Below are 12,275 nucleotides of genomic sequence, written 5' to 3'. Positions count from 1 at the left end.
TCACCGCAGACAGCCGACCAGAACGGACCGCCGTGCCACCCACGCTCGACCCCGGCGCGAACGCCCCCGGTGCGACCGACCCCGGCCGCATCCGGAACTTCTGCATCATCGCCCACATCGACCACGGCAAGTCCACGCTGGCCGACCGCATGTTGCAGCTCACCGAGGTGGTCGATCCGCGCCAGATGCGCGCGCAGTACCTCGACCGGATGGACATCGAGCGCGAGCGCGGCATCACGATCAAGAGCCAGGCCGTGCGGATGCCCTGGACGGTCCGGGAGGGCGGGCGACAGGGTGAGCACGCCGTGCTCAACATGATCGACACCCCGGGGCACGTCGACTTCACGTACGAGGTCTCGCGGTCGCTGGCCGCGTGCGAGGGCGCGGTGCTGCTGGTCGACGCCGCCCAGGGCATCGAGGCGCAGACGCTGGCCAACCTCTACCTGGCGCTCGAGAACGACCTGCACGTCATCCCGGTCCTCAACAAGATCGACCTGCCGGCGGCGCAGCCGGAGAAGTTCGCCGAGGAGCTGGCGCACCTGATCGGCTGTGAGCCCGAGGACTGCATCCGGGTCTCCGGCAAGACCGGCGAGGGCGTGCCGCACCTGCTCGACGAGATCGTCCGGCAGTTCAAGCCGCCGACCGGCGAGGCGGCCGAGCCGGCCCGCGCGATGATCTTCGACTCGGTGTACGACGTGTACCGGGGCGTGGTGACGTACGTCCGGGTGATCGACGGCCGGATCGAGGCGCGCGACAAGATCAAGATGATGTCCACCGGCGCGGTGCACGAGCTGCTGGAGATCGGCGTGATCTCGCCGGAGATGCAGAAGGCGCAGGCGCTCGGGGTCGGCGAGGTCGGCTACCTGATCACCGGCGTGAAGGACGTGCGGCAGTCCCGGGTGGGTGACACCGTCACCATCAACGCCCGCCCCGCCAGCGACGCGCTCGGCGGCTACAAGGACCCCAAGCCGATGGTCTACTCGGGGCTCTACCCGATCGACGGCTCCGACTACCCCAACCTCCGCGAGGCGCTCGACAAGCTCAAGCTCAACGACGCCGCGCTGAGCTACGAGCCGGAGACCTCCGGGGCGCTCGGCTTCGGCTTCCGGTGCGGCTTCCTCGGCCTGCTCCACCTGGAGATCATCGGGGAGCGGCTGGAGCGCGAGTTCGGGCTCGACCTGATCTCGACCGCCCCGAACGTCGTCTACCGGGCGATCACCGACGACGGCACGGAGATCGTCGTGACGAACCCGAGCGAGTACCCGACGGGCAAGCTCGCCGAGGTGTACGAGCCGGTCGTCCGCGCCACGGTGCTGACGCCGAACGACTACGTCGGCGCGGTGATGGAGCTCTGCCAGGGGCGGCGCGGCAGCCTGTTGGGCATGGACTACCTCTCCGCCGACCGGGTGGAGCTGCGGTACACGCTGCCGCTCGCCGAGATCATCTTCGACTTCTTCGACCAGCTCAAGAGCCGCACGAAGGGCTACGCGTCGCTGGACTACGAGCCCTCCGGCGAGCAGAAGTCGGACCTGGTGAAGGTCGATGTGCTGCTGCACGGTGACCCGGTCGACGCGTTCAGCGCGATCGTGCACAAGGACAAGGCGTACAACTACGGCGTGACGATCGCCTCGAAGCTGCAGAAGCTGATCCCGCGGCAGCAGTTCGAGGTGCCGATTCAGGCCGCGATCGGCAGCCGGGTGATCGCCCGGGAGACGATCCGGGCGATCCGCAAGGACGTGCTCGCCAAGTGCTACGGCGGTGACATCACCCGTAAGCGCAAGCTGCTCGAGAAGCAGAAAGAGGGCAAGAAGCGGATGAAGATGGTCGGCCGGGTGGAGGTCCCGCAGGAGGCCTTCATCGCCGCGCTGTCGACCTCGGATTCCGGCGAGGGCAAGGCGGCCGGCGGAAAGAAGTGACGCCCCGCGGTTACGGCAGCGCCGCCGCGTACTGTCCGCGCTGTGCGGCGGCGCTGGCGGCCGCGCCACCGACCCGGTGCGCCGGCTGCGGCTACGAGCTCTTTCTCAACCCGCGTCCGACCGGGGGACTCGTGGTGCTCGACGGCGCCCGGTTCCTGGCGCTGCGGCGCGCGGCGGAACCGGGGGCCGGGCGGTGGGAGCTGCCGGGCGGGTTCTGCGACGGCCGGGAGCATCCGGCCGACGCCGCCGTCCGGGAGGGGCGCGAGGAGCTCGGCGTCGAGGTGGTGCTCGGCGAGTTCGTCGGCATGTACCTGGGTGACTACGAGTGGCAGGGAGAGCTGCTGCCCGTACTCGACTGCTTTTTCCTGGCGACCCTCGACGGGGGTGAGATCACCCTCGACCCCGCCGAGTCGACCGGGCTGCGGTGGTTCGCGCTGGCCGATCCGCCGCCACTGGCGTTTCCGACCATGGACGCGGCGGTGGCGGAGGTGCGGCGGCGCCGGCGCGGGTGAGCGGGACATCGATCCGGTTTGGATTCTCCGAGGGTCGGGCATTTACGGGTCACCACAAACGTGAACCCCCGGAGGAGGACATCATGACTGTCACCGGCATTATCACGGCGCTCATCGTTGGTCTGGTTATCGGTGCCCTGGGCCGCCTGATGGTCCCGGGTCGGCAGAACATCCCGATCTGGCTCACCATGCTGATCGGTGTGGGCGCGGCCCTGCTCGGCACCGTGATCGCGCGCGCCGCCGGTCTGGCCGACACGTCGGGCGTGGACTGGACCGAGCTTCTGCTCCAGGTCGTCCTGGCGGCGATCGGTGTGGCGATCGTGGCCGGTGTCGGCGGGCGTCGTGGCGTGAGCCGCTACTGACCTCGTCACCGCGTAGCTCGGGGGCGCCTGACCGGCCGGTCGGGCGCCCCCCGCGCTGTCCGGCCCCGTTCTCCGCCCGACGCACCCTCTGTCGTAAAGGAAATTTACCTACTATCGTGCGGCGAAGTAGGTAAATGCCAAACGGCGCGAGGAGAAGTGGCGTGAGAACCTGGAGAGCAGTCGTCCCGTTCACCGCCGTGGCGGCCTCGGCCGCGCTGCTGCTCGGGGGGTGCGGTGGCGGCTCGGACGCCGACAAGGCGGCCGACAACAGCAAGCTGACGGTCTGGATGATGGGCGACGGCAGCGCTGCGCAGACCGCCTTCCTTGACGGGGTCGAGGCAGAGTTCAGGCAGAAGCACCCCGGCACCGACGTGGTCGTGCAGTACATCCCCTGGCTCGAGGCGCCGAAGAAGTTCCAGGCCGCGCTCGCCGGTGGGGACGGCCCGGACGTGACGGAGCTGGGCAACACCGAGACGCAGGGCTGGGCGGCGCAGGACGCGCTCGCCGACCTGACCGCCCGGATGGCCGGCTGGCCGGAGGGCAAGGACATCCTCCCCGACCTGGTGAAGAACGCGCAGCTGGACGGCGCCCAGTACGGCGTGCCGTGGTACGCCGGCGTCCGGGCGATGTACTACCGGACCGACTGGTTCGCCGAGGCCGGCGTGAAGCCGCCGACGAGCTGGGACGAGCTGGTCGCCGCGGCCAAGGCGGTGCAGGCCAAGAAGCCCGGCACGTACGGCATCGCCCTGCCCGGCAACTCCGAGCTGCCCTTCTACTCGATCCTGTGGTCCGCGGGCGGGGAGATCGCCACGCGGGACGGTGACGCCTGGAAGTCCGGCTACACCTCGGCGGAGGCGAGGCGGGCGGTCAGCTTCTGGACCGAGCTGGTGACCAGGCACAAGGTGGCGCCGCCGGCCGCGGCCGGCTGGAACGAGATCGATGCGCGGACGCAGTTCGCCACCGGTAGGGCGGCGATGGCGTTCGCCGGCAGCTGGCAGCAGGGCGCCATCAAGAAGGACAACCCCGACATCGAGAAGGTGTGGGGCACGTTCCCGATCCCCGGCCCGGACGGCAAGCCGGCGCCCGCGTTCGCCGGCGGCTCGGACCTGGCGATCTGGAAGGACAGCAAGCGTCAGGAGCTCGCCTGGGACTACCTGACGGTGCTGCTCAAGAAGGAGAACGACCAGAAGTTCGCCGACAACCTCGGCTTCTTCCCGGTCTACTCCGACCTCGTCGGCGGCAGCCGGTACCGCGACGACAAGATCATGGCGGCCTTCGCCAGCACGATGCAGAACACCCGGCTCACCCCGGTGACGCCGAAGTGGGTGGAGGTCAGTCGGACCAGGACGGTGACGCAGACCATGAACAGCGCGGTCATGAAGGGCCAGAAGACGGTCGACCAGGCGACCGCCGAGGCCGCGTCCGAGATGGAAAGCATCCTCAACGCCAAGTGACGACGCTGACCCGGACGTCGGAGGACGTCGCCGCGGGCCCGACCACCGCGCGGCGACGTCCCCGTCGCGACCGCCTGCCGTACCTGTTGCTGCTGCCGGCCCTGCTGGTCATCGCGGTCCTGCTGCTGTGGCCGCTCGGCCAGGTGGTCGCGATGTCCTTTCACGAGCTGGGCATCCGTCAGCTGCGCGGGGACCAGCCCTGGCCGTGGGTGGGGTTGGCGAACTACGCCGAGATTCTCGGCGATCCCTTCTTCCGGACGGTGCTGCGCAACACCGTGCTCTTCGCCGCCGCGAACGTGGTGCTGACGATGGTCCTCGGCACCCTGGTGGGGTTGTTGCTCAACCGGCTCGGCCGGCGGATGGCCGCCTTCGTCGGCGGGTGCGTGATGCTGGCGTGGGCGACGCCGGCGCTGACCGGGGCGATCGTCTGGAAGTGGCTCTTCGACGACACCAGCGGGCTGGTGACCTGGCTGTTCAACCAGCTGCCCGACGGGCTGTCCCTGGCGCTGTTCGGCCGGACCGACTGGACCGGGTACGGCTGGTTCAACTCGCCGTTGACGTTCTTCGCGGTGCTGACGCTCGTGGTGGTGTGGCACTCGTTCCCGTTCGTCGCGGTCAGCGTGCTCGCCGGGCTCAAGAGCGTTCCGGCGGAGCTGCAGGAGGCGGCCCGCGTCGACGGCGCCGGCCCGTGGCGGGTGTTCTGGTCCGTGACGTTTCCGCTGCTGCGGCCGGTCTTCGGCATCCTGGTGGTGCTCTCGACCATCTGGGACTTCAAGGTCTTCACCCAGCAGTACGTGCTCGCCGGCGGCACCCAGGACCGCTCGACGTTCATGCTGTCGATCTACTCGTACGCGATGGCGTTCTCGCCCCCGCCGAAGTTCGGGATGGGCTCGGCGATCGCGGTGGTCCTCACCGCGATCCTGCTGGTCGTGACCGGCATCTACGTGCGGATGGTGCTGCGGCAGGAGGAGTCGTGAAGCGCGGAGTGGGGAAGTTCGCCGTCAATGCCGCCGGGCTGCTGGTGGCGCTCTTCGCGGTCTTCCCGGTCTTCTGGATGGTCTCCACCTCGCTGAAGCCGAACGAGGAGATCTTCAGCGCCACGCCGCAACCGGTGCCGCGCGAGCCGACCCTGCGGCACTACCGCGACGTCCTGATCGGCGACGTGATCCCCGGTGTCAGCTTCACCGACTTCTTCCTCAACAGCGCGCTCGTCGCGGTCGCCACCGTGCTCCTCAGTGGACTGTTGGCGCTGCTGGCCGCCACCGCGGTGGCGCGGTTCCGGTTCCGGCTCCGCACGTCGTTTCTGGTCATGCTGCTGGTGGTGCAGATGATCCCGCTGGAGGCGCTGGTCATCCCGCTGTTTCTGATGATCCGCCGGCTCGGGCTCTACAACCAGCTGCCCGGCCTGGTCCTGGTCTACCTCGGCTTCTCGCTGCCGTTCGCGGTCTGGATGCTGCGCGGCTTCGTCGCGGCGGTGCCGGGGGAGTTGGAGGAGGCGGCGGCGATCGACGGGGCGAGCCGCTGGCAGACGTTCTGGCGGGTGCTGCTGCCGCTGGTGGCGCCGGGGCTGGTCGCGACGAGCATCTTCTCGTTCATCACCGCGTGGAACGAGCTGATCTTCGCGCTCACCTTCATCAGCACCGAGGACCGTTACACGCTGCCGGTCGCGATGACCTTCTTCTTCGGGCGGGACGACACGGCCTGGGGCTCGGTGATGGCGGCGTCGACGCTGCTCACCCTGCCCGTGATGATCTTCTTCGTGCTGGTGCAGCGCCGGATGGTCTCCGGGCTGGTCGCCGGAGCGGTCAAGGGCTGAGCTCAGCTCTCCGAGAAGACCTCGGCGATCACCCGGCGGGCGTCCGGGGCGTCGTCGGCCTTGGCCCACCTGCCGTCCCGGGCCGTCCACTGCAGGTCACCGAAGCGCACCCGCTTCACCCCGTGATCGCTCGCGTGGGACACCAGCCAGTGCGCGTACCGCCAGCCCGCCCGCGTGCTCGCGGCCGAGACGGTCAGCCCGGTCAGCTCGGCCGGCGTCGCGGTGTCCAGGTTGTTGCCCCAGTCGAGCAGCAGCCCGGTGGCGAGCGCCGCGGCGGCGGCGCTGCCGCGCATCGCCGGCTCCCGCGACACGGTGCAGGCGACGGCGCCGCTGGCGTCGCCGAGCAGCGCCCGCGTCAACACCAGCGACTCGTCGGCCCACTGCTCGTACAGCTCGGGGAAGGCCGACCGCTGCACCGCCTGGGCCGCCTCGGTGACCCGCATCCGCTCCCAGCCGCGGACCTTCTTCAGCGCCGCGTAGAAGGTGTTCGTCGCGTACCGCGGGTCGCGGATCTCCGCGACGGTGCCCCAGCCCTGGCTTGGACGCTGCTGGAACAGCCCGACCGAGTCGCGGTCGCCGCCCGCCAGGTTCAGCAGCTTCGACTCCTGGAACGCGGTGGCCAGCGCGACCACCACGCCGCGCTCCGGCATCTTGTGCTGCGTCCCGATGGCCGCGATCGTGGCGGCGTTGGCCATCTGCTCGGCGTTGAGGGTGACCGTGCGGGCCGCCCCGGCCGGCGCGTCCGGAACGTCGGCGCGCACCGTGCAGGTCCGGGTCGCCCCCGGCAACGCCAGCCGGCCGCTCCACTGCCGCAGCACGACGAAGATCCCGACCACGGCGACCAGCACCAGCGTCACGGTTACCGCGACCATCGCCCGGATACGCACCGTCACCCCCACCTCAGTCGTGTATCACAGCGTACGCCCGATTACCCGAACCCTGCGGAGGCCTCCTGGGGCGTTTCGCACCGGACGCCGCGTTGATGCCTCGCCGCCCGCTTCGACACCGTTACGACGCAGGACTATCCCGGATTCCAATTAGGTGGATGGCACCCACGAGGGGGAGCGCTTCTCGCGGAACGCGCGCACGCCCTCCCGGCCCTCGTCGGAGAGGAAGTACCGGGTCGACAGCGCGCCCAGATCGGCGACGTCTTCACGCACGGTAGCGGCCGGGCGGCGGCGCAGCAGCTCCTTCGCCCCGGCCAGCGCCGCGGGCGCGCCGCGGACCAGGGCCGCGCAGTAGTCCCGCACCGCCGCGTCCAGCTCGTCGGCCGGCGGCGCGGCGGTGACCAGTCCGATCTGCGCGGCCCGCCCCCCGTCGAAGGTCTCCCCGGTCAGGTACAGCTCCGCGGCGGCCCGCGGCGCCAGCCGGGGCAGCACCGTCGCCGAGATGACCGCCGGAACCACCCCGATGCGCACCTCGGTGAAGGCGAACGTGGCGTCCCGGGCGCAGACCGCGATGTCGGCCGCCGCGATGAGCCCCAGCCCGCCGGCGCGGGCGGGGCCGCCGACGCGCGCCACGACCGGCTTCGGGTACTCCCAGAGCGCCGCCAGCACGTCGCCGAGCATCCCGGCCGGCACGGTCCCCGACTCGTACGCCGCGGCGGTCTCCTTCAGGTCCGCGCCGGAGCAGAAGACCGGGCCGGTGTGGGAGAGCACGACGACCCGGACGCGCGGGTCGTCGACGGCCGCGCGCAGCGCCGTGAGCAGCTGCGTCATCAGGGCGGTGGAGAGCGCGTTGCGGTTGTGCGGGCTGTCCAGGGTGAGGGTGGTCACGCCGTGGTCGGTGGAGACCCGGACGAGTTGGTCGGCGGTCGAGGTCATGCGGGCACACTAGTCGGATGCCAGGAGTCCTTCCCGACGGCGAACCCGTGCCCACCGACGGGTCGCTGCCCGCCGCCGCGCTCGACGCGGTCGGCGAGCGGGGTTTCGGTGTGTACGTGCACGTCCCGTTCTGCGCCAGTCGCTGCGGGTACTGCGACTTCAACACGTACACGGCGGCGGAGCTGGGCGGCGGCGCCAGCCGGGAGACGTACGCCGACAGCGTGCTGGCGGAGCTCGCGCTGGCCCGCCGGGTCCTCGGCGACGCCCCGCCCCGACGGGTGGACACCGTCTTCGTCGGCGGCGGCACCCCGACGCTGCTGCCGCCGGACGATCTCGCCCGGATCCTCGACGGCATCGACGCCACCTGGGGCCTCGCCGCGGACGCCGAGGTGACCACCGAGGCCAACCCGGAGTCGGTGTCGCCGGCGTCGCTCAAGGCGCTGCGCGCGGCCGGCTACACCCGGATCTCGCTGGGTATGCAGTCCGCCGCGGCCGGTGTGCTCGCCGTGCTGGACCGGCGGCACACCGCCGGCCGGGCCGTGGCCGCGGCCGCCGAGGCGCGCGACGCCGGGTTCGACCACATCAACCTGGACCTGATCTACGGCACGCCGGGCGAGAGCGCCCAGGACTTCGCCGGCTCCCTGGCGGCGGTCGTGGGCGCCGGCGTCGACCATGTCAGCGCGTACGCGCTGATCGTGGAGGACGGGACGCGGCTGGCGGCCCGGATGCGCCGCGGCGAACTGCCGTACCCGTCCGACGACGTGGCCGCCGACCGGTATCTCGCGGCGGAGGAGGCGCTCGGCGCGGCCGGCTTCTCCTGGTACGAGGTGTCGAACTGGGCGACGTCGCCGGAGGCCCGGTGCCGGCACAACCTGCTCTACTGGACCGGCGGCGACTGGTGGGGCCTCGGGCCGGGGGCGCACAGCCACGTCGGCGGGGTGCGCTGGTGGAACGTCAAGCACCCCGGCGCGTACGCCGGCCGGCTGGCCGCCGGGGCCGCGCCGGGGCAGGGGCGCGAGCTGCTCAGCGCGGGGGACCGGCACCTCGAGGACGTGATGCTGCGGCTGCGGCTGGCCTCCGGACTGCCGCTGTCGGTGCTCGACGACGCGGGCCGGGCGGGCGCGGCGCGGGCGTTGGCCGACGGCCTGCTCGCCGGGCCGGAGTACGCGGCCGGCCGGGCCGTGCTGACCCTGCGCGGGCGGCTCCTCGCCGACGCCGTCGTCCGGGACCTGTTGCCCTGAGGGTGCCCTGTGGCCGGGGCCCGGCGGCTGGCCGGGCCCCGTCGTGGGTCACTTCACCATGCGGATGGTCATGGGGTAGCGGTAGAGCACGCCCTCGTTCGCCCGGATGCCGCCGATCACCGAGAAGATGATGATCACGATCCAGGTGACGAACGGCAGGAAGAACAGGATGCCGAACGAGCACACCGCGAGGACCGTCGCGACCACCGTGGCGATCGCCCAGGTGATCTGGAAGTTGAGCGCCTCGACGGCGTGCGCCCGCACGGTGGGCGACTCGTTGCCCTTGGCGAGCATCGCGATCAGCGGTGCGATGAAGCCCAGCACGATGCCGCCGAAGTGCGCGAGCAGCGCCCACGTCTTCTCGTCGTTGTTGGCGTATCCCACCGGCACGCCGCCGCCCGCGTAGTAACCGCCGGGCTGCCCGGCGGCGCCGGGCGGGGGATAGCCGCCGGGGGGCGGGTAGCCACCGGGCGGGGGATAGCCACCGGGAGGCGGGTAACCGCCGGGTGGCGGGGGCGGCATGTCGTACGGCGGGGGCGGCGGGTAGCCGGCGCCGCCCGTCTCGCCCGACGTCGGGTAGGACCCCGGACCGGGCGGCGGGGAGGTCGGGTGCGGCGTGGCGCCGGAGTCGTCCCCCGGGGGGTGAGGTGGTTGCGTCATGACGTCACGGTAGGGGCTCGCGGCGAGCGCTCGCCATCCAACACTCGGTCTCCGCGCGCCGCGCGCCCGCGTGTGCCGATTTGTCGGGCATTTCACGGGCCGGCACAAAGTGATCATCGCGTCCGCGTGGCGGGCGACGTATGCTGGCACTCGCTACAGTCGAGTGCCAGCACCGCTCGGTGCGCCCCCATGGCATGAGGAGGTGGACATGGGTCTCGACGACCGGAAGCTCGCCGTGCTCCGTGCCATCGTCGAGGACTACGTGGCGACGCAGGAGCCCGTCGGCAGCAAGGCGCTCGTCGAGCGTCACCGGCTCGGCGTGTCGCCGGCCACGGTGCGCAACGATATGGCGGTGCTGGAAGACGAGGGCTACATCCGGCAGCCGCACACCAGCGCCGGCCGCGTCCCGACCGACCGCGGCTACCGCCTCTTCGTGGACCGGCTCTCCCGGGTCAAGCCGCTCAGCCCGGCCGAGCGCCGGGCGATCGAGCGCTTCCTGATCGGCGCGGTCGACCTCGACGACGTGGTGCACCGCACCGTCCGGCTGCTCGCCCAGCTGACCCGGCAGGTCGCCGTCGTGCAGTACCCCAGCCTCGCCCGCTCCTCGGTCCGCCACCTGGAGCTGGTGCCGATCTCCACCACCCGGCTCATGCTCGTCATGATCGCGGACACCGGCCGGGTCGAGCAGCGGCTGGTCGAGCTACCCGCCCCGGTCCCCGCCGACGACGTCACCGACCTGCGCCGCCTGGTCAACGAGAAGCTCGGCGGCCAGCGGCTCTCCGACACCCCGCCGCTGGTGCAGGCGCTGGTCGAGGAGTCCGCCTCCCACCTGCGCCCGGCCATGACCACCCTGGCGACGGTGCTGCTGGAGACCCTCGTGGAACGGCACGAGGAGCGCATCGCGCTCGCCGGCACGGCTAACCTGACCCGAGGGGGCATCCTCGACTTCCAGGGCTCGCTGCGTCCGGTGCTCGAGGCGCTCGAGGAGGAGGTCGTCCTGCTCAAGCTGATCGGCGAGGTCGAGCCGAGCACCATGCGGGTGCGCATCGGCGACGAGAACGAGATCGACAATCTTCGGGCCGCGTCGGTGGTGAGCACCGGTTATGGTCCGGGGGCGACGATCGTCGGCGGCCTCGGCGTGCTGGGGCCGACCCGGATGGACTACCCCGGCACGATCGCCACCGTGCGTGCCGTGGCACGCTACGTGGGCGACCTGCTGGCCCAGAACTGACGGCGCCGGGGCTCGGCACCACCGGTGGACTGCAACCGAGACTGACATGAGGACACGGAACGCTGTGGCCAAGGACTACTACGGGATTCTCGGCGTCAACCGGGACGCCTCCGACGACGAGATCAAGCGGGCCTACCGGAAGCTGGCGCGCCAGTACCACCCGGACGTCAACCCGGACCCGGAGGCGCACGAGAAGTTCAAGGACATCAACGCGGCGTACGAGGTCCTCTCGGACGACCAGAAGCGGCAGATCGTCGACCTCGGCGGCGACCCGCTGGCGCCCGGCGGCGGCGGCGCCGGCCCGGGCGGCCCGGGCGCGGGCCCGTTCGTCGGCTTCCAGGACATCATGGACGCCTTCTTCGGCGCGGCCGGCGGCGCGTCGCGCGGCCCGCGGCCGCGCACCCGCCCCGGCTCGGACGCGATCCTGCGTCTGGAGTTGGACCTCAACGAGACCGCCTTCGGCGTCGAGGCCCCGATCACCGTCGACACGGCGGTGGTCTGCACCACCTGCTCCGGCGCCGGCACGGCCGCCGGCACCCACCTCGCGACCTGTGAGGCGTGCGGGGGACGCGGCGAGGTGCAGTCCATCCAGCGCACCTTCCTCGGCCAGGTCGTCTCGTCCCGCCCGTGCACCGTCTGCCAGGGCTACGGCACGGTCATCCCGAGCCCCTGCCCGACCTGCGCCGGCGACGGCCGGGTCCGCACCCGCCGCTCGCTGACCGTCAAGATCCCCGCGGGGGTGGAGGACGGGATGCGGATCCGGCTCGCCCAGCAGGGCGAGGTGGGCCCCGGCGGCGGCACCGCCGGTGACCTGTACGTCGAGATCCACGAGCGGCCGCACGACGTCTACTCGCGCAAGGGCGACGATCTGCACTGCCGGGTCACGGTCCCGATGACCGCGGCGGCGCTGGGCACCCGGCTGACCATCAAGACGCTGGACAGCGAGGAGCCGGTCGACGTCAAGCCGGGCACCCAGCCGGGCGCGACGCTGCGGCTGCGCGCCCGCGGCGTGCCGCACCTGCGCGGCACCGGCCGCGGCGACCTCTACGTGCACCTGGACGTGCGCACTCCCACGAAGCTGGACGCCGACCAGGAACGCATTCTCCGCGACTTCGCCAAAACCCGCGGCGAAGAGGTAGCCGAGCTCAGCAAGCAGGGCGGCTTCTTCTCCCGCATGCGCGACGCCTTCAACGGCCACGCCTAACCCCAAGATCCGCGTGATCAGAAAGTAGCTCGCGCGCGTCGCCGGCGCGCCCCGTG

12 protein-coding genes are annotated in these 12,275 nt (G+C 71.6%); 9 read left to right on the top strand and 3 right to left on the bottom strand.

The window, feature by feature from the left end:
* Positions 1 to 32 precede the first annotated feature (32 nt).
* The 6 genes from lepA (at position 33) to BLW47_RS19350 (ending at position 6,060) form a co-directional block, all read left to right on the top strand.
* Positions 33 to 1,916, top strand: coding sequence for a translation elongation factor 4 (lepA, locus tag BLW47_RS19375; RefSeq protein ID WP_091559721.1), 1,884 nt, complete (start codon positions 33 to 35; stop codon positions 1,914 to 1,916).
* Positions 1,913 to 2,428 (top strand): NUDIX domain-containing protein, encoded by a 516-nt coding sequence (locus BLW47_RS19370; protein WP_091559718.1) that lies wholly within the window; start codon positions 1,913 to 1,915, stop codon positions 2,426 to 2,428. Before lepA ends, BLW47_RS19370 begins: the two co-directional genes overlap by 4 nt.
* 83 nt (positions 2,429 to 2,511) lie before the next feature.
* Positions 2,512 to 2,790, top strand: a complete 279-nt coding sequence (locus tag BLW47_RS19365; protein ID WP_091559715.1) for a GlsB/YeaQ/YmgE family stress response membrane protein — start codon at positions 2,512 to 2,514, stop codon at positions 2,788 to 2,790.
* A gap of 161 nt (positions 2,791 to 2,951) precedes the next feature.
* A complete protein-coding gene (locus BLW47_RS19360) occupies positions 2,952 to 4,244 on the top strand; it encodes a sugar ABC transporter substrate-binding protein (RefSeq protein ID WP_091559712.1) in 1,293 nt (430 codons plus the stop codon).
* On the top strand, positions 4,241 to 5,221 hold the full coding sequence (locus BLW47_RS19355) for a carbohydrate ABC transporter permease (RefSeq protein ID WP_091559708.1): 981 nt from the start codon (positions 4,241 to 4,243) through the stop codon (positions 5,219 to 5,221). Before BLW47_RS19360 ends, BLW47_RS19355 begins: the two co-directional genes overlap by 4 nt.
* Positions 5,218 to 6,060, top strand: a complete 843-nt coding sequence (locus tag BLW47_RS19350; protein WP_425435419.1) for a carbohydrate ABC transporter permease — start codon at positions 5,218 to 5,220, stop codon at positions 6,058 to 6,060. Before BLW47_RS19355 ends, BLW47_RS19350 begins: the two co-directional genes overlap by 4 nt.
* A 2-nt stretch (positions 6,061 to 6,062) precedes the next feature.
* Here BLW47_RS19350 and BLW47_RS19345 read toward each other — a convergent pair whose 3' ends face one another.
* On the bottom strand, positions 6,063 to 6,953 hold the full coding sequence (locus BLW47_RS19345; protein WP_175543715.1) for a hypothetical protein: 891 nt from the start codon (positions 6,951 to 6,953) through the stop codon (positions 6,063 to 6,065).
* A gap of 144 nt (positions 6,954 to 7,097) precedes the next feature.
* Entirely contained in the window at positions 7,098 to 7,883 is a 786-nt protein-coding gene (locus tag BLW47_RS19340; protein WP_091559705.1) for an enoyl-CoA hydratase family protein, read from the bottom strand.
* Positions 7,884 to 7,900: 17 nt separating this feature from the next.
* Here BLW47_RS19340 and hemW point away from each other — a divergent pair, with 17 nt between their 5' ends.
* Entirely contained in the window at positions 7,901 to 9,124 is a 1,224-nt protein-coding gene (gene hemW / locus BLW47_RS19335; RefSeq protein WP_091559700.1) for a radical SAM family heme chaperone HemW, read from the top strand.
* 48 nt (positions 9,125 to 9,172) lie between these two features.
* Here the strand turns inward: hemW and BLW47_RS19330 are convergent, their stop codons facing one another.
* Complete coding sequence (locus BLW47_RS19330) at positions 9,173 to 9,784, bottom strand: DUF4870 domain-containing protein (protein WP_091559697.1); 612 nt, start codon at positions 9,782 to 9,784, stop codon at positions 9,173 to 9,175.
* 208 nt (positions 9,785 to 9,992) lie between these two features.
* Here BLW47_RS19330 and hrcA point away from each other — a divergent pair, with 208 nt between their 5' ends.
* Together hrcA and dnaJ are read left to right on the top strand one after the other, a co-directional pair.
* Positions 9,993 to 11,015 (top strand): heat-inducible transcriptional repressor HrcA, encoded by a 1,023-nt coding sequence (gene hrcA / locus BLW47_RS19325; protein WP_091559694.1) that lies wholly within the window; start codon positions 9,993 to 9,995, stop codon positions 11,013 to 11,015.
* A 64-nt stretch (positions 11,016 to 11,079) separates the two neighbouring features.
* On the top strand, positions 11,080 to 12,219 hold the full coding sequence (dnaJ, locus tag BLW47_RS19320; protein ID WP_175543720.1) for a molecular chaperone DnaJ: 1,140 nt from the start codon (positions 11,080 to 11,082) through the stop codon (positions 12,217 to 12,219).
* Positions 12,220 to 12,275 lie beyond the last annotated feature (56 nt).

The sequence above is a fragment of the Micromonospora pattaloongensis genome, from assembly GCF_900107255.1.
GTDB lineage: Bacteria > Actinomycetota > Actinomycetes > Mycobacteriales > Micromonosporaceae > Micromonospora_I > Micromonospora_I pattaloongensis.
The sequence above is the reverse complement of the archived record's forward strand: the minus strand, read 5'-3'. Positions and strand labels throughout refer to the sequence as shown.